Here is a 20,619-nt window from a genome sequence, read left to right on the forward strand (position 1 = left end):
GCTTGAGGGGCTGCGGCATGGCGTGGCTCAAGGGTTGCGGCATGGCGCGGCATGGAGTGGCTCAGTGGGCAGGCAGTGCGGTGAGGGGTTGGCGGTGGCGTCGGGCATCGCCGCTTACCGCTCTGCCGCCGCTTACCGCTCTGCCGCCGCTTACCGCTCTGCCGCCGCTTACCGCCCTGCCGCCCCTCATCGCGCCGCGCGCCGAATTTCACCGCGGCGCGCCGACCGTCGCCGTCCGCGCCCCTCACCGAGCCGGGCCGCAGCCCCTCACCGCGCGCCGGGACGCCGCAGCCCACCGGGCGATGCGGCCGGGCCGACGTGGGGCAGCCTCAGCGCGCGATGCGCCGCAACAGGCTGATCAGCGTCGCGCGTTCCGCCGGGTCGAGGGGGGCGAGGAGGTTGTTCTCGGTCTTCGTGCCGTGGTCGGCCGCGCGCCGGAACGCCGTCTTCCCCTTGCCGGTCAACACAACCAGCCGGGTGCGGCGGTCGCCGGGATGCGCGTCGCGCCGGACGAGGCCTGCGTGTTCGAGGTCGTCGACCAGCGCGACGACCGCGCTCGGGTCGATGCCCAGCAGCGTGCTCAGCTCACGCTGCGAAAGCCCGCCGCGCTCGGCGGCCGCCATCAGCACGGTGTAGTGACGGCTGCGCAACCCAGACGGCTCCAGCGCCCGGTTGAGTTCCCGGATCGCGCGCCCGCCCGCGCGCGCCAGCAGGAAACCGGCGTCCGTGTCCAGACTCGGCAGCTCGGGCATCGCGCCTCCTCAATGGTTGACAACCCCAATGATTGACGACTACATCTGCTGACGGAACCCCGGGGTGAGGAGGAGCCGATGGACCCCAGCGCGCTCGAGGCGATCGACGTCCACGTGCACATCGAGATCGACGGGCACGGGCACCTCTCGTTGCCGGGCGAGTTCGCCGAAGCCGCGTCGCAACACTTCGGGGCGGACACGAAACGCCCCACCCTCGACGAAATCGCCGTCTACTACCGCGAACGCCGGATCGGCGCCGTCGTGTTCTCGGTCGACGTCGAGTCCGCCACCGGGCACACCGCGCTGTCCAACGAGGAGATCGCGGAAGGCGCGGCACGCCACCCCGACGTGCTGCTGCCCTTCGCCAGCATCGACCCGCACAAGGGCAAGGCGGGCGCGCGGCGGCTGCGCGCGCTGATCGAGGGCCACGGCGTGCGCGGGCTGAAGTTCCACCCCAGCCTGCAGAACTTCGCGCCCGACGACGGCACCGCGGACCCGCTGCTGGAAGTGGCACAGGAGTACGGGATCCCGGCGCTGTTCCACACCGGCCAGACCGGGATCGGCGCCGGGCTGCCGGGCGGCGGGGGAGTGCGGCTCAAACTGTCGAACCCGATGCTGCTCGACGACGTGGCGGTCAAGTTCCCCGGGCTGACGATCATCATGGCGCACCCGTCCTTCCCGTGGCAGGACGAGGCGCTCGCGGTCGCCACGCACAAGCCGAACGTGTACATCGACCTGTCGGGCTGGTCGCCGAAGTACTTCCCGCCACAGCTGGTGCGCTACGCGAACTCCCTGCTGCGGGACAAGGTGCTCTTCGGCTCGGACTACCCGCTGATCACCCCGGACCGCTGGCTGGCCGACTTCGCGAAGCTCGACATCAAACCCGAGGTGCGCCCTAAGATCTTGAAGGACAACGCCATTCGCGCGCTCAAGCTCGGCTAGGGAGCGGAGATGAGCTACTCCAGCCCGTTACCCGACATCGAGATCCCGGACGTCACGCTCACCGAGTACGTCGTCGAGGGTGCGCGGCGGTACGGCGAGAGCGTCGCCCTCGTCGATGGGGTCACCGGGGAAACCCTTACGTACCAGCAGTTCCGCGCGCAGGTGCGGGACAGGGCCGCCGGGCTGGCCGGGCTCGGCGCTGGCACTGGCGACGTCGTCGGGTTGATGAGCCACAACCAGCCGCGCTGGGCCGTCGCGCTGCACGCGGTGATCGCGACCGGCGCCGCCGTCACCCCGCTCAACCCGGTGCTGACCGTGGACGAGGCGGCCACGCAGCTCACCCTCGCCAGGGCGAAAATCCTGGTGGCGGCCGAAAATGTGGCCGACAAGGCGCGGGAGGTGGCGGCCGCGGCGGGCATCGGCGAGGTGCTGCTGCTCGGCGGATCCTTCGACGCCCTGCCGGGCGGTGCGCCGCCGCGGCCGGAGACCGACCCGGCCACCACGGTCGCGGTGCTCCCGTTTTCCAGTGGCACCACGGGAAAACCGAAGGGCGTCCGGCTCACGCACCGCAACCTGGTGGCGAATCTCGCGCAGACCCGCGTGGGCTGGCGCCTCGCGCCGGGTGACGTGCAGGCCGCCGTGCTCCCGTTCTTCCACATCTACGGGCACACGATCATCCTCAACTCCGGCCTGGCCTGCGGCGCGAAAGTGGTGACCCTGCCCCGCTTCGAGCCCGGCGCGTACCTGCGCGCGCTGGAGGAGCATCGCGTCACGCGCGCCTACTTCGCGCCGCCGATGGTGCTCGCCCTCGCCAACGCGCCCGACGTCGAAAGCCATGACCTTTCCGCCTTGCGTTTCGCGCTGTGCGGGGCCGCGCCGCTGGACGTGGACGTGACCGAGCGCGCCGAGCGAAGGCTCGGCTGCCGGGTCCGGCAGGGCTACGGCATGACCGAGGCGAGCCCCGGCACCCACCAGGTGTTCGACGACGACTTCGCCACCGTCCCGCCCGGCAGCGTCGGCAGGCTTTCGCCCAACACCGAGGCGCGGCTCGTCACGCCGGGCACGGACACCGACGTCGCGCCGGGGGAGCCGGGCGAGCTGCTGATCCGGGGGCCGCAGGTGATGGCGGGCTACCTCGACGACGACGCGGCCACGGCCGCGACGATCACCGGCGGCTGGCTGCACACCGGGGATCTGGCGCGGGTGGACGAAAACGGCGTGTTCTGGATCGTCGACCGGCTCAAGGAACTGATCAAGTACAAGGGTTACCAGGTCGCGCCCGCCGAACTGGAGGCCGTGCTGCTGACCCATCCGGACGTGCTCGACGCCGCGGTGGTCGGCGTGCCGCACGCCGAGGGCGGCGAGGCGCCGAAGGCCTTCGTCGTCACCCGCGGCCCGGTCACGGCCGGCGAACTGATGGCTTTCGTCGCGGAACGGGTCGCTCCGTACAAAAAGGTGCGTATGGTCGAATTCACCGGGGAGATTCCCCGGTCCCCGAGCGGGAAGATCCTCCGCAGGCTGCTCAAGTCCGCCTGAATTGCCGCTTTTCACGACGGGCGTCGCGGCCGGTGCGCGTTCCGATACGGACTGCTGATCTCGCGGCCACGTCTTCGTCCTTTCGCCCGGTTCGAATGAGCCGGACGGACCAGCGGCAATCCGGGAGGACGAAACCGTGCCCATCGCAGTATCGGCAGCACTCGACGAACAGGCGGAGGTGGCAGCGGGGAAGATCGGCCAGCTGCGCAGCCCCGGCCGCTATCTGGTCAGCGCCATGCTGGCGGGCGCCTTCATCGGTGTCGCCGTGGTGCTGCTGCTGGCCGTGACCGGCCCGCTGAACGCGGCGAACTCGCCGTGGACGAAACTCGTGCAGGGACTGGTGTTCGGCGTCGCGCTGACGCTGGTCGTGTTCGCCGGGGCGGAACTGTCCACCGGCAACATGATGACCATGATCCAGGGCATGATCGCCCGCCGCCGGGGTGTCGGCGCCGGGATCGGGATCATCCTGTTCTCCTTCGCCGGCAACCTGATCGGCTCGGTGATCTTCGCGTGGCTGGTGCACGCGGGCGGGATCATGGGCATCGGCGGCACCCCGGGCCACGCGGCTCCCGGCGCCGCGCTGCTGGCGAGCCTGGTGAAGACGAAGGCGGCCGAGTCCGCGGGCACGCTGTTCTTCCGCGGCGTGCTGTGCAACTTCCTGGTGTGCCTGGCGGTGTGGATGGCCGCGCGCACGAAGTCCGACGGCGCGAAGCTGGCCGTGATCTTCTGGTGCCTGCTGGCGTTCATCGCGTCGGGCTTCGAGCACGTCGTGGCGAACATGACGACCTTCTCGCTCGGCATGATGGAGGGCGTGCCCGGCGCGACGCTCGGGGCGTTCGCGAACAACCTGCTGTTCGTCGGCCTCGGCAACCTCGTCGGCGGCGGGCTGCTCGTCGGGGCCGCGTACGGTTTCCTCGGCCGGAAGCCGCAGCCGGCGAACCCGGCCACCGTGGACGAGGGCGAGCTCGCGAAGGTCTGAGCCGTCCGCAGTGGAAACCCTGGCCTCTCCCGCGCCGAGGCCGGGGTTTTCGCTTGTCGTGTCGGCCGCGGCCGACACGACCGGGGCCTAGCTTGAGGACATGCACCCCGAACCACTGCTGCCCGCGAACGAGTTCGCCGCCCTGCATCACCCGGGCCGCCCGCTGCTGCTGCCCAACGCCTGGGACCACGCCTCGGGCGCTGCCCTTGCCGCGCAAGGGTTTCCGGCCTTGGGCACGACCAGCCTCGGGGTGGCCGCGGCGGCCGGGCTGCCCGATGGCGCGGGCGTCACCCGGGCCGAAACCGTCGCGCTCGCGCAGCGGCTGGCCACGCTGCCGTGTCTGCTCACCGTCGACATCGAGGCCGGCTTCAGCGACGATCCGGACGAAGTCGCCGCGCTCACCGTGGAACTGGCGGAGATCGGCGCCGCGGGCGTGAACCTCGAAGACGCGATGGGCGACGTCGGGCGCCAGCGCGAGCTGATCGCCGCGGCCAAGACCAGCGGCCTGTTCGTCAACGCCCGCACCGACACGCACTGGCTCAAACCCGCCGGCATCGACCTCGACGCCGAAGCGCTTCGCCGCGCACAGTCCTATGTGGACGCGGGCGCCGATGGGATCTTCATCCCCGGTATGACGGACGAGGCCTCGATCGCCACCGCGGCACGGGAAATCCCGGTCCCGCTGAACATCCTGTACTCACCGGCCGGGCCCACCTTCGCCCGGCTCGGGGAGCTGGGTGTGAGCCGCGTCAGCTGTGGTTCCCTCCTGTTCCGCGCCGCGCTCGACGCCGCCGTGCGGGTGGCCTCCGCGGTGGCCGCGGGCGAGCCCGTGCGGGCGGACATCGTGAGCTACGCGGAGGTCGAACGCCGCGCGAGCAACTCCAGCACCGTCTCCAGGTCCGGCTCCGCGTCCTTCGGCAACCGCCCGTAGACCTCGGCGGCCGCGTGACCGAACCCGTCGGGCAGCCCGGCCGCGGCGAACGTCCGCCCGATTTCGTCCAGTTCGTACGACCACCGCCAGCCGCGCTCCACACCGAGCCGCGCCGACTGCTCGGACCGGGCGGGCAGCTCCGGCTGGCTGCGTTCCCACTCGCGCACCAGTTCCCCTTCCACGCCAAGGGATCGCGCGGCGGCGCGGACCGCGAGCAGCATCGCCGTGGTGCCCTTCGTCCACGCCGCGTAGACCATCTTCAGCGCCGACGCGTCCCCGGCGCGCGGCCCGATCACCTGGGCCTCCAGCGCCGTGCCCGCGAACAGCTTCGCGACCGCCGGCGCCTCCTCTCCGGCCAGGTAGAGCCGGGTGGTGCCGGGTTTCCGGGGCGGCGGGCCGACGATCCCGCCGTCGGCGAACCGGGGGACCAGGCCCGCGATCCGCTCGGTGGTGTCCGGGCTGACCGCGTTCAGGTCGGCGTACAACCCCTGGTAGTCCTGGAATTCGCGGGCCGTGTCCACGGCGGCGTGCGGCGGGCAGACCGACAGCACGACTTCGCATTCTTCCTTGAGCCGGGCGATTTCGCCCAGGTCGGTCAGCGCGGCGGCCCTGCGGCGGGTGTCCTCGCTGCGGCCCGCCGACGCCCACGCCACGTCGGGCAGCAGCGCGGCGACGGCCGCGCCCATGTCTCCGGGATGCACGATGCCGATCATGGGGACGACGCTACCCGCGCGCGCCGTTTTCGCGGGCGGGAGGCAGGATCGTGGGATGGTCACTGATCGTGGTGCCCGCGACCGCCGTCCCACCATGTCCGATGTCGCCGCGCGGGTCGGGGTTTCCCGCGCGCTCGTTTCGCTGGTGTTCCGCGACGAGCCCGGCGCGAGCGACGAGACGCGGGAGAAGGTGTTCGCCGCCGCGCGGGAGCTGGGCTACCGCCCGGACAACGCGGCGCGGATGCTGGCGCGCAGCCGCAGCAAAGTGCTCGGCGTGATGCTGACCGTGCGCAACCTGTTCCACGCCGATCTGGTCGAGGGCATCTACCCGGTGGCCGAGCGGCTGGGCTACGAAATCCTGCTCTCCGGCGCGGCCCCGCCGGTGCGGGACGAGCGCAAGGCGGTGGACGCGCTGCTCGGGCACCGCTGCGAGGGGCTCATCCTGCTCGGCGGGCACCTCGACGCGGAGTACGTGGCCGAGGTGGGCAGGCAGACCGCGGTGGCCGTGGTCGGGCGGCGCTTCCCCGGGGCGGGCGTCGATTCGGTGCACGTCGCCGAGGCGAAGGGCGTCCGGCAGCTCATCGACCACCTCACCGGCCTCGGGCACTCCGCGATCGTCCACATCGACGGCGGCACCGAAGCGGGTTCGCCCGAGCGCCGCCGCGCCTACCTGAACGCCATGCGCCGGCACGGGCTCGGCGAGCACATCCGCGTGCTGCCGGGCGACCACACGGAGGAGTCCGGCGCCCGCGCGGCGCGGGACCTGCTCGCGGACCGGGACAACCTCCCGACGGCGGTGTTCGCCAGCAACGACCGGTGCGCCGTGGGTTTCCTCGACGCGGTGTGGCGCGCCGGGCTCGACGTGCCGGGCGATCTGTCGGTGGCGGGCTTCGACGACAACCACCTTGCGCGCCTTTCGCACATCGACCTGACCACGGTGCGCCAGGATCCGGAGCGCCAGGCGGAGCTGGCCGTGCAGGCTGTGGTGGAACGGCTGGACGGGCCGGGGATGGAGCCGCGTGAGCTGGTGCTTCAGCCGGGCCTCGTCGTCCGGGGCACCACCGGCGCTCCGAAAGGCTAGCGTTGGTCTAGACCTTTTGGTTAGCATGGGCGGAACCACCTCGCAGCAAGGAGAGCGTCATGCCGGAACGTCGTGTCGTCGTCGGGTCGTCGGTGGGCCTGCACGCCCGGCCCGCCGCGTTGTTCGTCAAGGCCGCCGCGGCGCAGCCGGTCCCGGTGACGATCGGCCTCGGTGACGGGGCGCCGGTGGACGCGCGCAGCCTGCTTTCCGTGATGGGCCTCGGCGCCAAGGGCGGCGACGAGGTGGTGCTGCACGCGGAGGGCCCCGAGGCCGAAACCGTGCTGGCCGAACTCGCCACGGTGATCACCACCAACCACGACTGACCCGCCCCCCGTCCTGGGCGTGTTTGCCGATCCCGCGCGCGTGTCTGCCACTCCCGTCGGCGTGTTTGCCGCTCGCTCGGGCGTGGTGGCCGCCTGCGTCGCCACCACGCCCGACGCTCCACGTGTACGGCCAAGACATCCGCACGGGCGGCCAACGCATCCGCGCGGGGGGCCAATGTGTCGACGGGAACGGCCAAATACGGGGGAGAACCCTGCGGCGTATGCTTCCGGTTGAAGTTTCAACGACCGGAGGTGCTGGTGGAGATCAAGGAACTGGGGCACATCGTGCTCTACGTCCGGGACCTCGAACGGTCCGCGGGCTTCTACCGGGACGTGCTGGGCTGGCGGCAGATCCTGCCGGCCCCCTCGAGCGACGGGAAACTCGGCGACGCGCCCGTCGCGGCGTTCAACGCGTCCGGCGGCCGCACCCACCACGAACTGCTGCTCATCGGGGTCGGCGAGGACGCGGCGGCGCAGCCGGAGGGCAGGCGCGTCGGGCTGTACCACTTCGGGCTCAAGGTCGGCACCAGCGACGACGAGCTGCGCGAGGCACTGGCCAGGGTCACCGAGTCCGGCACCCCGCTGCTCGGGATGAGCGACCACGTCGTCACGCACAGCCTGTACATCGCGGACCCGGACGGCAACGAAATCGAGCTGTACGTGGATGTTCCCGGGGTCGACTGGGAATCGGACGCGATCGACACCCCGCCGCGGCCGCTCGAGCTCTAGTCCACAGTGGACTCGCGGATCAGCGCCTCCAGCACGTCCACCGCGACGGGCAGCGCCGCTTCGTCCACGTCGAAACGCGGGTTGTGGTGCGGCGCGGGATTGCTGCCACCGACCACCGTGTAGGTGGCGAGGCCACCGGCCCGCTGCACGGCTTCGGCGAACAGGCTCGCGTCGTCACTCCCGCCCATCTCGTGGAGCCGCACCGCTTCGTGCCCCCGCGAGCCCGCCGCGGCCAGCACGGCGTCGAGCAACGCGTCGTCGCAGTTCAACGAGGTCGAGCCGCCGGTCTCCTCGATCTCCACTTCGACGCCCTGAGCCTCGGCCGCGCCCCGCAGCACGCGCTTCACACGCTCGGTCAGGTCGGCGTTCACCGCGCCGTCCCGCGAGCGCGCTTCACAGGTGAGCTCGGCCAGGGCGGGCACGATGTTCACGCCGCCGCCGGCGTGCAGAGTGCCGACGTTGACCCGCGTGTCGGCGGTGGAAAACCGGGGCAGGGAATGGATTCCGAGCACGGCCGTCGCGGCCGCGAGCAGCGCGTTGCGGCCGTCCTGCGGAGCCGCCGCGGCGTGGGCGGCGACGCCGGTGAACCGGGCGCGCATCTTGGTCGTCGCGAAGATCCCCGTGATCCCGGCGGCGACCTTGGCCGCCGGGAGGTCGAGGCCGAGGTGCACCGCGACGAACCGGTCGACGCCGTCCACCGCGCCCGCGGCGAGCATCGCCCTCGCGCCCCGGCCGCCTTCCTCCGCGGGCTGGAACAGGAAGCGCACCGTGCCGGGAAAATCCCGGTCCGCGAGGCGTTCGGCCAGCGCGAGCCCGATCGCGACGTGCCCGTCGTGCCCGCAGGCGTGCATGAACCCGGGGTAGGCCGAGCCGAACCCGCTCGTGGCCGGGAAATGCCCGCCGTCCTCCGCCTCGGCCACCGGCAGCGCGTCCATGTCGAAGCGCAGCGCCCACACCGGCCCGGGCCGCGTGCCCTCCATGTCCGCGATCACCGCCGTGCCCTGCGCGGCGAGCGTCTGGATGTCCGTGTGGTCCGCGCCGTTCGCGACGGCCAGCTCCGCGAACTCCCGCAGCGTCGGCTCGTCCGGGTAGGCCGGGATGCCCTCCAGCCGGATCGCCTCCGCGCCCGTCCGGAGGCGCACCGGGAGCATGCGCAGCTGGGACAGCACCAGCGCGGCCGTCCGCAGTTCGCAGAAGGCGGGCTCGGGGTGGGCGTGGATGTCGCGGCGCAGGGAGACCAGGTCCATCCCGGCAGTAGATCACCCGCCGCTACCGGCGCGCCAGCAGCGGGATCCGCCCGCCTGCCAGCACCGCGTCCCGCTGACGGCGGGAAAGCCGGTGGCACAACCGGTAGTCCTCGTCCTTCGTGACATTGTGGACGGTCAGCTCGGCGCCGCCGGACAGCTGTTCACGCAGGTCCCTCAGGCGCAGCACGTCATCGGCATCGATGCGGTCGTAGTCGGCCGCGTCGGTGAACTCCAGCGCGAGGATGCCGAAGTTGGCCAGGTTCTGCCAGTGGATGCGGGCGAACGACTTCGCCAGCACCGCGCGCAGCCCGAGGTAGCGGGGCGTGATGGCGGCGTGCTCACGAGACGAGCCCTGGCCGTAGTTGTCCCCGCCGACGACGAAGTGGCCGCGCTCCTCTTCGCGCGCCCGTCGCGGGTAGTCCTCGTCCACCTGGCCGAAGGTGAACTCCGCGAGCTTCGGCACGTTCGACCGGAACGGCAGCGCCCGCGCGCCCGCGGGGGAGATCTCGTCGGTGGAGATGTTGTCGCCCACCTTCAGCAGCACGGGCGCCTCGATCTCGTCCGGCAGCTCCGGGAAGTCCGGCAGGGACGAGATATTCGGGCCCTTCACCAGTTCCTCGTGCGTGGCTTGGTCCGGTGGCAGCGGCGGGACGAGCATGTCCGTGTTCACCGAGGAATGCTCCGGCAGCGGCAGTTCCGGGTACGCCATGCCGAGTTCGCGCGGGTCGGTGATCACCCCGGTGAGCGCCGCGGCCGCCGCCGTTTCGGGCGAGCACAACCACACCGAGTCCTCCCTCGTGCCCGAACGGCCGGGGAAGTTGCGCGGAAAGGTGCGCAGTGAGTTGTGCCCGACCGCGGGCGCCTGGCCCATCCCGATGCAGCCCATGCAGCCCGCCTGGTGGATGCGCGCGCCCGAGGAGATGAGGTCGAACGTGGCGCCCATCTTGGTCAGGTCGGCGAAGATCTCACGTGACGACGGGTTGACGTCGAAGCTCACCGAGTCGGCTGTCTGGCGCCCCCGCGTCATCGCCGCGGCGATCGCGAAGTCGCGCAGGCCCGGGTTCGCCGAGGAACCGATCACGACCTGGCTCACGTCGGTCCCGGCAACCTCGCGCACCGGAACCACGTTGCCCGGTGAGGACGGTTTCGCGATCAGTGGCTCCAAAGTGGACAGATCGATCTCTTCCTCGATGTCGTAACCGCCGTCGGGCAGCAGTTCGCTGAACTCGTCCTCGCGATCTTCGGCGCGCAGGAACTCGCGCACGGCGTCGTCGGCGGGGAAGACGGTCGTGGTCGCCCCCAGTTCCGCGCCCATGTTCGCGATGACGTGCCGGTCCATCGCGGTCAGCCCGGCCAGGCCGGGGCCGTGGTACTCGATGATCCGGTTCAGCCCGCCCTTGACCCCGTGCCGCCGCAGCATTTCGAGCACGACGTCCTTGGCCGAAACCCAGTCGGGCAACGCGCCGGTGAGCCGCACTCCCCAGATTTCGGGCATCCGCAGGTAGAGCGGCTCACCGGCGATGGCCTGAGCGACCTCCAGCCCGCCGACGCCGATCGCCAGCATCCCGAGCGAACCGGCCGCGCAGGTATGCGAGTCCGAGCCCGCCAGCGTCCGGCCCGGCTTGCCGAAGCGCTGCATGTGCGTGGGGTGCGAGACGCCGTTGCCCGGTTTGGAGAACCACAGCCCGTAGCGGCGGCAGGCCGATCGCAGGAAAGCGTGGTCCTCGGCGTTCTTCTCGTCGGCCTGCAGCAGGTTGTGGTCGACGTACTGGACGCTGACCTCGGTGCGTGCCCGGTCCAGGCCGAGTGATTCGAGTTCCTGCATCACGAGGGTGCCGGTGGCGTCCTGGGTGAGTGTCTGGTCCACCCGGAGCGCGATCTCCTCGCCGGCTCTGGGCTCGCCCGAGGTCAGGTGGTTCCTGATCAGTGCGCGCGCGACCGACATCCCGCACCTCCGGCTCAGTCGTAGTCTTCCTCGTCGTCTCCGACGATCCGCCGCTGGTCGGCCACGTCGGCCGGGTCGGCGTCCAGCCCCAGGTCAGGGCTCTGCGCCTCGGCTTCCGGCGCGGTCACGTCCTGGCGTTGTTCGAGTACGTCCTCGGCGGGCGCGAGCGGGTCGAGGACGCCGGTCTCCTCCGGTTCGGTCAAGGGGTCAGCTCCTTCAGTCGAGTTCGGCGACGAATTTGCGCACGGCTTCGGCCACGTCGGGGTGGCCGAGCGGCAGCGGGGCGGGCACGCGGTCCCGTTCGCCGCCTTCGCTGTGCGCCACGGTGTGCACTTCCACGCCGGACCGGGTGAGCGCCCAGCGGCGCGTCCTCGTCGCAAGCTCCCAGTCGGCGTCCGCCTCGGGCCCCTCACCCGCGGGGACGAAACCGTGCGTGCCGGGGTCCACGAGGAGGACCGAGCGGACACTTTCCGGATACTGCTCGGCCAGGCGCAGCGCCGTCTCGGCGTAGGGGCCGCTGGCCACCAGGTGCGCGACCTTTCCCGGCTTGTCCGCGAGGAGGTCGTCGGCCTCGGACAGGCCTCCGTCCGCGGGCAGCCGGCACCACACGATCCGCAGGCTTTCGCCCAGGTCACGCCAGGTGGCCGGGAGTCCCTCGCGCGGGGCAGCCCCGGCCGGGTCGAGTACCAGCACGATCGGGCCGTCAGGGGTACCTTCGGTGACGGCGGAGGGGCCCCGGGCCCGGACCGGGTCGGCAGAGTGGTTCACGGCGGCTCCTTTCGTCTGCGATCCGGCTACCCCGGGTACCGGAGCGCTACACGAACTTCCGGTCGGAGGAGGGGAAGATTCATGGGAGACAACGGTTTTCCGGTCGATGTCCTCGAGGAAACCGAGGCGGTGCTGGACGAAAGACGCCGGGCCGTGCGCGCGGTCGCGTCCGCGGCGACGAACGCCGAGGACTGCGCGCTGTTGCTGGACGCGCTGGGCCTGAAGGCCACCGAGGGGGTCACCACCGTGCCGGGGCCGCGTCCCGGGCACTGAGTGTGGTCCGCCTCACAGGGGGGCCGCGGGGGTGGATTTTCGTGATGTCGTGGGCACATCCGGCTGACTACCCTCGTGAAGGACGGACCGCATGGCTCTCGGCGAAATCCCGCTGCACACGCTTTCCGGTGAACCGGCGACGCTCGGCGGGCTCGGGCGCAAGGCGCTGCTCGTGGTGAACGTGGCGTCGAAATGCGGGCTCACCCCGCAGTACGCCGGGCTGGAGCGCCTGCAGGAACGCTTCGGGGACAAGGGTTTCGCGGTCGTGGGCTTCCCGTGCAACCAGTTCGCGGGTCAGGAGCCGGGCACGGCGGGGGAGATCGCGGAGTTCTGCTCGGCCACCTACGGGGTCACGTTCCCGATGTTCGAGAAGATCGACGTGAACGGCCCCGGCAGGCACCCGGTTTACGCCGAGCTGACCGCGTCGCCGGACGCGGACGGCGAGGCGGGGGACGTCCAGTGGAACTTCGAGAAGTTCCTGGTCGGCGAGGACGGTAAAGTCCTGGCCCGCTTCCGCCCGCGCACCGATCCCGAGGCCCCGGAAGTAGTCGAGGCCATCGAAGCCGCACTGGCATAACGACCACCCGGCAACGAAAGCCGGGGCCACGCGACGGCCCCGCCCGTCCCCAACCGCCGCCCGGCAACGCGAAGCGAGCCGTCCCGACGCCCACGCCCCTCCGCCGCTCCGATCCCCAGCCTGCTTTTGCGGTCATCGGGCTGGGTCAAGGTACTCTTTCCCGCCTTGACGCGGCCCGATGACCGCGAACACTTACGGATCGGGGCGGCGGAGGGGTGCACACAGCGCGGCCACGCGCGTCCGTTGCTGTCTCAAACCAAGAACAACAATCAAACCCTTGATCACTCAAAACCGCCGCTTAGCCTCATTCGCCGCCGCACTGGTCGTCAGCTTCTCCAGCAATCCGATCAAGATGGTCTGCTCGGGTTTGCTGAGCGCGTTCGCCCAGGCCTGCTCGCGTTCGTTGTGTGCTTCGTAGGCGCTGGTGATGGCCTCGTGGCCGGCGTCGGTGAGGTTCAGCAGTACCGCGCGGCGGTCGTGCTCGGCCTGTTTGCGGGAGACCAGTTCGTCCCGCTCCAGCGTGTTGACCAGGGCTGACACCGCGGCCCGGCTCATTCCCGACAGTCGCGCGACGCGCTTGGCCTCCATCGGTCCCGCCAGCCACAGCACGAACAGCACCCGGAATCCGCCCCAGCTCCAGCCTCGCGGTCTGTGCACGGTCGATTCCCAGTCGTAGACCAGCGCGCTGGTGAGTCTGTGCAGCGTGAGGCCGAGCCGCATCGCGGCCGGGTCCACCGCGGGCAGTTCCGCCGTCGTCTTGGCGATCGCGTAGTCCACGAAGGTCAGGTAGTCGAGTTCGCGTGCGGCGGCGGGGTCGGCGCTCATGCAGGACAGGCTAGGCCCTTTGCAACTTCCTGAGTGAAACGGCTGTGTTGCCCGGCGATCAAGTTCTACCCTTCCTCTGGGGCGTGACCTGCGTTACGCTCACCACGCATCAATAATCAAAGCTTTGATCAATGGGAGGTGGGCGCGGTGGCCCAGAAGGCTTTCGCCTCTTCGGGAGACCTGGCCGAGAAGGAGCAGACGCTCGAGGTGCTCGGCGACGGCATCTACGCGCTGACCGCGGAGGGCGACCCGAACGTCGGCGCCATCGAGGGCGAGGACTTCCTGGTCTGCTTCGAAGCGCTGGCCACACCCGCCGCCGCGGCCGACTGGCTGGCCAAACTGCGCGAGCACACCGGCAAACCCGTGCGCTACCTCGTGTTGTCGCACTACCACGCGGTGCGCGTGCTGGGCGCCTCCGCGTTCGACGCCGAAGTGATCGTCGCCCACGAGAACACCCGCGCGCTCGTCGCCGAACGAGGCAAGGAGGACTGGGAGAGCGAGTTCGCCCGGATGCCGCGGCTCGCGAAGGCCGCCGATTCCGTGCCGGGCCTGACCTGGCCCACGCTCACGTTCTCCGACCGGCTCACCATCGACCTCGGCGGCGACCGCGGCGACCTCGTGCTGCAGTACTGCGGGCGCGGGCACACCGAGGGCGACATCGTCGCCTGGCTGCCTCGGCAGAAGATCCTCTACGCCGGTGACCTCGTCGAGGCCGAGGCCGCGCTCTACACCGGCGACGCGTTCCACCGCGACTGGTCTTCGTCCACTTTGGACAACGTGAAGGCGTTCGGCGCGGAGGCGCTGATCGGCGGGCGCGGCGCGGTCACCCAGGGCCGGGACGCCGTCGACGCCGCCGTCGAGCAGACGCGCGACTTCCTGCGCGTGATGATCCGCGAGGTCGGCGCGGTCCAGGAAGCCGGTGGCACGCTGAAGGAGGCGTTCGAGCGCACGCACGCCGCGCTGGCGCCGAAGTACGGCCGCTGGCCGATCTTCGAGCACTGCCTGCCCTTCGACGTCTCCCGGCTGTGGGACGAGCTCTCCGGGGTCGAGCGGCCGGTGATCTGGACGGCCGAGCGGGACCGCGAGGTCTGGGACCAGCTGCAGGGATGAGTACTCACCGCGGGGTGGCGGTGCTGGGCAACGGACCGGTCGGGCAGACCACCGCGTTGCTCCTGGCCCGCTGGGGCGTGCCGGTGGTGCTGCTGGACGGCCGGGCCGAACGGGATCTCGTGGGGTCCAAGGCGATCTGCCAGCAGCGCGACGTGCTGGACGTGTGGGAATCCGTCGGAGCGGGCCGGAAGATCGCGGCGGAGGGGGTCACCTGGACCACCGCTCGCACGTTCTACCGCGACGCCGAATTGTTCGCGTACTCGCTGCCGGACGCGGGCCGCTCGGAGTTCCCGCCGTTCGTCAACATCTCCCAGGCCCGCACCGAGGAGATCCTCGACGAGCGCATCGCCGCGTCGCCGCTGATCGACGTCCGCTGGGGCCACCGCGTGTGCGGCCTGGCGCAGGATTCCGGTGGAGTCACCCTGACCTGTGAGAACGGGCAGCAGATCCGGGCGGACTACGTCGTGGCCTGCGCGGGCGCGCGCGGCGAGGAGATCCGGCGCGCGCTCGGGGTGCGCTTCGACGGGCATTCCTTCGACGACCGGTTCCTGATCTGCGACATCCGCGCGGAGCTGCCCGGCTGGGCCGCCGAACGGCGGTTCTACTTCGACCCGGAGTGGAACCCGGGGCGGCAGGTGCTGATCCACCCGTGCCCCGGTTCCACGTTCCGCATCGACTGGCAGGTGCCGAGCAGCTACGACCTCGCCGGGGAGGAACGCGCCGGCGCGCTGGACCGGCGAATCCGGGCGATCGTGGGCGAAACCCCGTACGAGATCGTGTGGAAATCGGTGTACCGCTTCCAATCCAGGGTGGCGGACCGGATGCGCGCCGGGCGGGTGCTGCTCGCCGGGGACTGCGCGCACCTGGTGTCGCCCTTCGGCGCGCGCGGGCTGAACTCCGGAGTCGGCGACGCGGAGAACGCGGCGTGGAAGCTCGCGTACGTGCTCAACGGCTGGGCGCCGGAAGAGCTGCTGGAGAGCTACCACGAGGAACGGCACGCGGCGGCGGTGGAGAACATCGAGGTCACCACGGCGACGATGGATTTCCTGGTGCCGCAGAACGAAGAGCAGCACCGCGTGCGCCGCACCGTGCTGGCCGGCGCGGCGGCGGATCCGCGGCTGCGGGCGAGGGTGGACTCGGGCAGGCTGGCCGAGCCGTTCTGGTACGTCGCGTCGAAACTGACCACTTCGGACAGTGCGCGGCCGTTCGCCGGCCGTCCGGCGCGCGGGGCCGTTCCCGCCGCGGGGCCGGGGATCCTGGCCCCGGACGTGCCGGTGTCGGTGCCCGGCAGCACCAGGTTCCGCGAGCTGGCCCGGGACGGTTTCCTCGTGCTGGCAACGGAAGGAGCCCCATGCGGTGAGCTCCCCGCGTCGCTGGGCCCGGTGCGGCTGCTGAAACTGGCGGACATCGACGAGACCGGCGCGCTCGCCGAAGCGCTGGCTGTGCGCCCAGGGGAGCTGTGGCTCATCCGGCCGGACGCCTACGTGGCCGCGGTGCTCACCAGCTGGGACGCGCTGGAACCCGCCCTGCACCGTGCACTCGGGCGGGCGGCGGTTCCGTTACCCTGACGGTGTGTCGAAAGTGGACAAGATCGCCGTCACCGGGGCCACCGGGCAGCTCGGTTCCCGGGTGGCGCGCCTGCTCGCCGAACGTGAAGTGCCGCAACGCCTGATCGTGCGTGACGCCGGGCGCGCGCCCTCGCTGCCCGGCGCCGAGGTCGCGCAGGCCTCGTACGAACAGGGGTTCCGGGAAGCGCTTTCCGGTGTCTCCACACTGTTTTTGGTGTCCGGGCACGAGGGCCTGCACCGGATGGCGGAGCACCGGGCGGCGGTGCGGGCCGCGGCCGAGGCAGGTGTGGACAGGGTGGTGTACACGTCGTTCATGGGCGCCGCGCCGCTGGCGTCGTTCACCTTCGCGCGCGAGCACATGGAGACGGAGCGGCTGATCGCGGACGCCGGCCTGCGGCTGACTTCCTTGCGCAGCACGCTGTACGCCGACGTGGCCCCGCATTTCGTTGGCGCGGATGGCGTGTTGCGTGGCCCGGCGGGACGTGGCCGCATCGCGTGGGTGGCGCGCACGGACATCGCGCGGCTCGCGGCGGAGGTCTTGCTGGACGACGCCCACGCGGGCCAGGTGTATGACGTGTCGGGCCCGGAGGCGATCGACTTCGACGAGACGGCGCGGGCACTGTCGGCCGTGGCGGGCCGGGAAATCACTTACCACGCCGAAACCGAGGCGGAAGCGCGCGCATCGCGCGCGGGTGCCGAGGAGTGGGAGATCGACGGCTGGGTCGGCTCGTACCTCGGGGTCGCCACCGGGGAGATGTCGGTGACGAGCCACACGATCGAGTTCGTCACCGGCCGCCGCCCGTGGACCTTCCCCGAGTTCCTCCAAGCCGAGCCCGAAGCGTGGCGGCACCTGGCGCCCTAGGTTCCCAGCGCCACCAACAGGTTCGTGAGCAGGGCGGTGCGCCGGGGGAGGTGCTCCAGCAGCACGTGCTCGTGCCGGGCGTGGGCGCCGCCGCCGAGGCCGCCCAAGCCGTCGAGCACCGGGCGGCCCAGCGCCGAGACGAGGTTCGCGTCGCTGGCGCCGCCCACCGAGACCTCGCCGAGCGCGAAGCCCAGCTCCGCCGCCACCTGGTGCGCCAGCTTGAACAACCGCTGCGAGGGCGGGTTCGGCACCATCGGCGGCCGGTTCCACTCGCCCCGCAGCGTGACGCGCGCCCGCGGGTCCGACGGGCGTAGCCGCGCGAGCGCCGCGTCCACGCGCCGCATCTCCGCGACCGACGCCACCCGCACGTCGAGCGCGCACCACGCCTGCCCCGCCACCACGTTCCGGGCCGTGCCACCGGAGATCAGCCCGGCGTTCACGGTGGTGCCCCGCGCTTTGTCGCCCAGCGCGGCGATTTCCGGGATGAGCATGGCCAGCTCGTGGATGGCGCTGGCCCCGGCGTCCGGCTCCAGCCCGGCGTGCGCCTCGACGCCGTGCACGACGACGTCGAACAGGCCGACGCCCTTGCGGCCCGTCTTGACCGCCCCGTCGAGCGAAGCCTCCAGCACGAGCGTCGCGCGCACCCCGGCGCTGAGCCGCTCGATGTGCGCGCGCCCGGCCGGGCTCCCGACCTCCTCGTCGCCGGTGAGCAGGAAGCGCACCGCGGGCAGCGGCAGGCCGAGCGCCCGCGCGCACCGCACCGACCACACCGCCTGCACGATCCCGGACTTCATGTCGAAGGCACCCGGCCCGCTCGCCTTCCCGTCCACCACTTCGAACGGCCAGTTCGCCAGCGTGCCCGCCGGCCACACCGTGTCGTAGTGGCAGAGGAACAGCACCTCGCCCGGAACCTCGCCCGCGTACAGCACTTCGAGCACATCGCCGTGCTCGCCGCCGTCGTGCCGGTGGGATTCCGCCGGTTCGCCCAGGCGCCGGGTCAGCCAGCGCCGGATCCCGGACAGTCCGGCGTCCAGCAGTTCCTTGTCCTCGCTGGGCGTCTCCAGCCCGACGAGCGCGCGCAGGTCCTCCGTCATCGGGCCCAGTGCCCGGGTGGTCCATACCTCGACCGCGGTTGCTGGCACGGGCGGCTCCTCGGGGCGCGGATATCATGGAACTCCCAGCACCGGCGAGCCGAAGGTGATCATGGCAGCGGACACACCTGCGTCCCCTTCGCCGTGGCGTGCTCCGGTCGCGGCCGGGATTCCCGCGGGCACCACCCTCTCTACCCTCGAACACCGTGGCCACGCCACCGGCCGGGCCGTGGGCCACTTCCGCCCCGCTCCGTTCCGGTTGTACGAGCCGGCCGCTCCACTGGCAACGGAGGCGTTTTCCTCCCCGGCACCCATCGTGAACGGCAGATGCTGATAGCGACCGAAATCCTCAGTCTCGTCGTGGTGGTCCTGATCGTTGCCGGGGTCGCCCGGTGGCTCGACTGGTCCCCGCCGCTGTGCCTCGTCGTGGTCGGCGTGGCCGCGTCCTTCATCCCCGGCGTGCCGGCCTACGAGCTCGACCCCGAGTTCGTGCTCGTCGGGCTGCTGCCGCCGTTGCTGTACTCCACCGCGATCCGCACGTCGCTGGTGGAGATCAGGGTCAACCGGATGCCGATCGCGCTGCTTTCGGTGGGGCTGGTCGTGTTCACCACGATCGGCGTCGGGTTCGTGACGTGGGCGGTGATCCCCGGCCTGCCGCTGGCCGCCGGGCTCGCGCTGGGCGCGGTCGTGGCGCCGCCGGACGCGGTCGCGGCCACCGCGGTCGCGCGCCGCGTCGGCATGCCGCGCCGGGTGGTGCGCATCCTCGAAGGGGAAAGCCTGCTCAACGACGCGGCCGCGCTGGTCGCGCTGCGCACGGCGATCGCCGCCATCGCGGGCGCGGTGTCGCTGTGGGAGGTCGGGCTGGACTTCCTGCTCGCGGCGGTCGGCGGGGTCGCGGTCGGCGTGCTCATCGGCTGGGCGGCGTACCTGCTGCGTCGCCGGCTGACCGACCCGGTGATGGACACCGCCTGGTCCTTCGCGGTGCCGTTCATCGCGTACCTGCCCGCGGAGGCGGTGCATGGGTCCGGGGTGCTGGCGGTGGTGGTGTCGGCGCTGATTCTGGGCCAGCAGACGCCGCGGATGCTGTCCGGGCCGTCCCGGCTGGCGAGCAGGCTGAACTGGCGGACCATCCAGTTCCTGCTGGAGAACGTCGTCTTCCTGCTGATCGGCCTGCAGCTGCGGCGGATACTGACCGAAGTGGCCGACAGCGACCTCAGCGGGCTCGCGATCACCGGGATCTGCGTGGCCGTGCTCGTCGCGACGGTGCTGGCCCGGATCGTGTGGGTGCTCGCCTCCGGGCTGCTGCGCCGGGTGCTGCCGGGGTGGAACATGACCTGGCCGGAGGCCACCGCGATCTCGTGGGCCGGGATGCGCGGCGTGGTCACGCTCGCCGCCGCGTTCGTGCTGCCCGCCGACACCCCGGAGCGCGGCGTCCTGGTGCTCTCGGCGTTCGTCGTGGTGGCCGGAACGCTGCTGCTGCAGGGCATGACCCTGCCGAAACTGGTGCGGCGCCTGGATTTGCCCGCCCCCGACCCCGGCGAGGACGCGCTGCAGGAAGCGGCCCTGCTGCACGACATGACCGCCGCCGGGCTGGCGCGGCTGGAGGAGATCCGCGGTCCGGACGACCCGCCGGACGTGATCGACCGGTTGCGGGACAAGCAGGCCTACCGCTCGGATTCCGCCTGGGAACGGCTCGGGGCCGGCAGTAGTCTCGAAGAGACACCGAGCGCCGCGTACCGGCGCTTGCGCGCGGAGATGCTCGACGCCGAGCGCGAGGTGCTGCTGGCAGCCCGCGACAAGGCCACGGCCGACGACGAGGTGCTGCGGCACGTGCTCGAAACACTGGACATCGAGGAGTCCATGTTGGAACCGCCCGAGGAGAACCCGCGCAACCCCGGCCGCGAGCTGGACACGCCCGCAGCCACCGCCGGATCCTGCGAGCACCTGGCGAACGCCGGAGAGGCCACGTCGGACCAGACGGGCTGCGAGGACTGCCTGCGCGAGGGCACCACGTGGGTGCACCTGCGGATCTGCCTCGAATGCGGGAAGGTCGGCTGCTGCGACTCCTCACCGCAACGGCACGCCAGCAAGCACTTCCACGACACCCGCCACCCGGTCATGCGCAGCTTCGAGCCGGGGGAGAACTGGCGTTGGTGCTTCGTGGATCGGGTGGTGGGGTAGCGGGTTGCGTTGGGTTTGGGTTGCGTGCGTTGGGGTTTCGGTGGGTTGCGTTGGGGCAGCAACGGACGCGCGTGGCCGCGCTGTGTGCACCCCTCCACCGCCCCGATCTGTGAGTGTTCGCGATCTTGCCGCCGCGTCAAGGCGGGAAAGATGCCTTGACCCAGCGTCAAGATCGCAAGAGCAGGC

General features: G+C 71.4%; 21 protein-coding genes. 13 read left to right on the plus strand and 8 right to left on the minus strand.

All coding sequences use genetic code 11. The features are described from left to right. Nucleotides 1-329 precede the first annotated feature (329 nt). On the minus strand, nt 330-752 hold the full coding sequence (locus FPZ12_RS41510) for a MarR family winged helix-turn-helix transcriptional regulator (protein WP_144752349.1): 423 nt from the start codon (nt 750-752) through the stop codon (nt 330-332). Nucleotides 753-830: 78 nt separating this feature from the next. On the opposite strand from FPZ12_RS41510, the gene FPZ12_RS41515 reads away from it, so the two are divergent. The 4 genes from FPZ12_RS41515 (at nt 831) to FPZ12_RS41530 (ending at nt 5,140) form a co-directional block, all read left to right on the plus strand. Further along, nucleotides 831-1,694 carry an amidohydrolase family protein gene (locus FPZ12_RS41515; protein ID WP_144752346.1) on the plus strand — a complete coding sequence of 288 codons (864 nt, stop codon included), beginning with the start codon at nt 831-833 and terminating at the stop codon, nt 1,692-1,694. Between the two features lie 9 nt (nt 1,695-1,703). Then, on the plus strand, nt 1,704-3,230 hold the full coding sequence (locus FPZ12_RS41520; RefSeq protein WP_144752343.1) for an AMP-binding protein: 1,527 nt from the start codon (nt 1,704-1,706) through the stop codon (nt 3,228-3,230). A gap of 136 nt (nt 3,231-3,366) precedes the next feature. Next, nucleotides 3,367-4,209, plus strand: a complete 843-nt coding sequence (locus tag FPZ12_RS41525) for a formate/nitrite transporter family protein (protein WP_144752340.1) — start codon at nt 3,367-3,369, stop codon at nt 4,207-4,209. A gap of 100 nt (nt 4,210-4,309) precedes the next feature. Next, complete coding sequence (locus FPZ12_RS41530; protein WP_144752337.1) at nt 4,310-5,140, plus strand: isocitrate lyase/PEP mutase family protein; 831 nt, start codon at nt 4,310-4,312, stop codon at nt 5,138-5,140. Here FPZ12_RS41530 and FPZ12_RS41535 read toward each other — a convergent pair. Continuing rightward, complete coding sequence (locus FPZ12_RS41535) at nt 5,059-5,853, minus strand: DUF1932 domain-containing protein (RefSeq protein ID WP_208026192.1); 795 nt, start codon at nt 5,851-5,853, stop codon at nt 5,059-5,061. The two genes, FPZ12_RS41530 and FPZ12_RS41535, sit on opposite strands and share 82 nt — an antisense overlap. A 55-nt stretch (nt 5,854-5,908) precedes the next feature. On the opposite strand from FPZ12_RS41535, the gene FPZ12_RS41540 reads away from it, so the two are divergent. The 3 genes from FPZ12_RS41540 to FPZ12_RS41550 all read left to right on the plus strand — a co-directional run bounded on the left by FPZ12_RS41540 (nt 5,909) and on the right by FPZ12_RS41550 (nt 7,986). Then, entirely contained in the window at nt 5,909-6,934 is a 1,026-nt protein-coding gene (locus tag FPZ12_RS41540) for a LacI family DNA-binding transcriptional regulator (RefSeq protein ID WP_243770295.1), read from the plus strand. Between the two features lie 59 nt (nt 6,935-6,993). Beyond that, a complete protein-coding gene (locus FPZ12_RS41545) occupies nt 6,994-7,257 on the plus strand; it encodes an HPr family phosphocarrier protein (RefSeq protein WP_144752331.1) in 264 nt (87 codons plus the stop codon). Between the two features lie 231 nt (nt 7,258-7,488). Then, nucleotides 7,489-7,986 (plus strand): VOC family protein, encoded by a 498-nt coding sequence (locus FPZ12_RS41550; protein ID WP_243770296.1) that lies wholly within the window; start codon nt 7,489-7,491, stop codon nt 7,984-7,986. On the opposite strand, the gene FPZ12_RS41555 is transcribed toward FPZ12_RS41550, so the two are convergent. The 4 genes from FPZ12_RS41555 to FPZ12_RS41570 are packed head-to-tail and all read right to left on the minus strand — an operon-like array spanning nt 7,983 to nt 11,946. Then, entirely contained in the window at nt 7,983-9,233 is a 1,251-nt protein-coding gene (locus FPZ12_RS41555) for an amidohydrolase (RefSeq protein ID WP_144752329.1), read from the minus strand. The genes FPZ12_RS41550 and FPZ12_RS41555 overlap by 4 nt on opposite strands. 22 nt (nt 9,234-9,255) lie before the next feature. Next, nucleotides 9,256-11,178, minus strand: coding sequence for an aconitate hydratase (locus FPZ12_RS41560; RefSeq protein ID WP_144752325.1), 1,923 nt, complete (start codon nt 11,176-11,178; stop codon nt 9,256-9,258). A gap of 14 nt (nt 11,179-11,192) precedes the next feature. After that, the gene (locus tag FPZ12_RS41565) at nt 11,193-11,381 is read right to left on the minus strand and encodes a hypothetical protein (protein ID WP_144752322.1); all 189 of its coding nucleotides are present in this window, start codon (nt 11,379-11,381) and stop codon (nt 11,193-11,195) included. Between the two features lie 13 nt (nt 11,382-11,394). Then, entirely contained in the window at nt 11,395-11,946 is a 552-nt protein-coding gene (locus FPZ12_RS41570) for a hypothetical protein (RefSeq protein WP_144752319.1), read from the minus strand. A gap of 81 nt (nt 11,947-12,027) precedes the next feature. Between FPZ12_RS41570 and FPZ12_RS41575 the strand changes: the two genes are divergently transcribed. Then, entirely contained in the window at nt 12,028-12,219 is a 192-nt protein-coding gene (locus FPZ12_RS41575; RefSeq protein WP_144752316.1) for a hypothetical protein, read from the plus strand. 91 nt (nt 12,220-12,310) lie between these two features. Continuing rightward, complete coding sequence (locus tag FPZ12_RS41580) at nt 12,311-12,796, plus strand: glutathione peroxidase (RefSeq protein WP_144752313.1); 486 nt, start codon at nt 12,311-12,313, stop codon at nt 12,794-12,796. Nucleotides 12,797-13,081: 285 nt separating this feature from the next. Here the strand turns inward: FPZ12_RS41580 and FPZ12_RS41585 are convergent, their stop codons facing one another. Next, complete coding sequence (locus FPZ12_RS41585) at nt 13,082-13,621, minus strand: MarR family winged helix-turn-helix transcriptional regulator (protein ID WP_144761839.1); 540 nt, start codon at nt 13,619-13,621, stop codon at nt 13,082-13,084. Between the two features lie 147 nt (nt 13,622-13,768). Here FPZ12_RS41585 and FPZ12_RS41590 point away from each other — a divergent pair, with 147 nt between their 5' ends. From FPZ12_RS41590 to FPZ12_RS41600, 3 genes are read left to right on the plus strand one after another with little or no spacing between them, the layout of a single operon-like run. Next, nucleotides 13,769-14,731: an MBL fold metallo-hydrolase gene (locus tag FPZ12_RS41590; protein WP_144761836.1), complete on the plus strand. Its 963-nt coding sequence runs from the start codon at nt 13,769-13,771 to the stop codon at nt 14,729-14,731. Next, entirely contained in the window at nt 14,728-16,299 is a 1,572-nt protein-coding gene (locus FPZ12_RS41595; RefSeq protein WP_144761833.1) for an FAD-dependent monooxygenase, read from the plus strand. The genes FPZ12_RS41590 and FPZ12_RS41595 overlap by 4 nt, the downstream gene beginning before the upstream one ends. Nucleotides 16,300-16,303: 4 nt before the next feature. Beyond that, a complete protein-coding gene (locus FPZ12_RS41600; protein WP_243770297.1) occupies nt 16,304-17,161 on the plus strand; it encodes an SDR family oxidoreductase in 858 nt (285 codons plus the stop codon). Here the strand turns inward: FPZ12_RS41600 and FPZ12_RS41605 are convergent. Further along, nucleotides 17,158-18,255, minus strand: coding sequence for a M20 family metallopeptidase (locus tag FPZ12_RS41605; RefSeq protein ID WP_144761846.1), 1,098 nt, complete (start codon nt 18,253-18,255; stop codon nt 17,158-17,160). The two genes, FPZ12_RS41600 and FPZ12_RS41605, sit on opposite strands and share 4 nt — an antisense overlap. Nucleotides 18,256-18,579: 324 nt before the next feature. On the opposite strand from FPZ12_RS41605, the gene FPZ12_RS41615 reads away from it, so the two are divergent. Then, complete coding sequence (locus FPZ12_RS41615; protein ID WP_144761826.1) at nt 18,580-20,433, plus strand: Na+/H+ antiporter; 1,854 nt, start codon at nt 18,580-18,582, stop codon at nt 20,431-20,433. The last annotated feature ends 186 nt before the right edge of the window (nt 20,434-20,619 follow it).

The organism is Amycolatopsis acidicola (assembly GCF_007713735.2).
Classification (GTDB): Bacteria; Actinomycetota; Actinomycetes; order Mycobacteriales; family Pseudonocardiaceae; genus Amycolatopsis_E; species Amycolatopsis_E acidicola.

Bases quoted from the DNA above. Each gene is read 5' to 3' on its own strand.
- FPZ12_RS41605 (WP_144761846.1), bottom strand. From the start codon at position 18,255: ATGACGGAGGACCTGCGCGCGCTCGTCGGGCTGGAGACGCCCAGCGAG.
- FPZ12_RS41615 (WP_144761826.1), top strand. From the start codon at position 18,580: ATGCTGATAGCGACCGAAATCCTCAGTCTCGTCGTGGTGGTCCTGATC.
- FPZ12_RS41560 (WP_144752325.1), bottom strand. From the start codon at position 11,178: ATGTCGGTCGCGCGCGCACTGATCAGGAACCACCTGACCTCGGGCGAG.
- FPZ12_RS41540 (WP_243770295.1), top strand. From the start codon at position 5,909: ATGGTCACTGATCGTGGTGCCCGCGACCGCCGTCCCACCATGTCCGAT.
- FPZ12_RS41545 (WP_144752331.1), top strand. From the start codon at position 6,994: ATGCCGGAACGTCGTGTCGTCGTCGGGTCGTCGGTGGGCCTGCACGCC.
- FPZ12_RS41555 (WP_144752329.1), bottom strand. From the start codon at position 9,233: ATGGACCTGGTCTCCCTGCGCCGCGACATCCACGCCCACCCCGAGCCC.
- FPZ12_RS41520 (WP_144752343.1), top strand. From the start codon at position 1,704: ATGAGCTACTCCAGCCCGTTACCCGACATCGAGATCCCGGACGTCACG.
- FPZ12_RS41575 (WP_144752316.1), top strand. From the start codon at position 12,028: ATGGGAGACAACGGTTTTCCGGTCGATGTCCTCGAGGAAACCGAGGCG.
- FPZ12_RS41535 (WP_208026192.1), bottom strand. From the start codon at position 5,853: ATGATCGGCATCGTGCATCCCGGAGACATGGGCGCGGCCGTCGCCGCG.
- FPZ12_RS41585 (WP_144761839.1), bottom strand. From the start codon at position 13,621: ATGAGCGCCGACCCCGCCGCCGCACGCGAACTCGACTACCTGACCTTC.
- FPZ12_RS41595 (WP_144761833.1), top strand. From the start codon at position 14,728: ATGAGTACTCACCGCGGGGTGGCGGTGCTGGGCAACGGACCGGTCGGG.
- FPZ12_RS41515 (WP_144752346.1), top strand. From the start codon at position 831: ATGGACCCCAGCGCGCTCGAGGCGATCGACGTCCACGTGCACATCGAG.
- FPZ12_RS41580 (WP_144752313.1), top strand. From the start codon at position 12,311: ATGGCTCTCGGCGAAATCCCGCTGCACACGCTTTCCGGTGAACCGGCG.
- FPZ12_RS41530 (WP_144752337.1), top strand. From the start codon at position 4,310: ATGCACCCCGAACCACTGCTGCCCGCGAACGAGTTCGCCGCCCTGCAT.
- FPZ12_RS41510 (WP_144752349.1), bottom strand. From the start codon at position 752: ATGCCCGAGCTGCCGAGTCTGGACACGGACGCCGGTTTCCTGCTGGCG.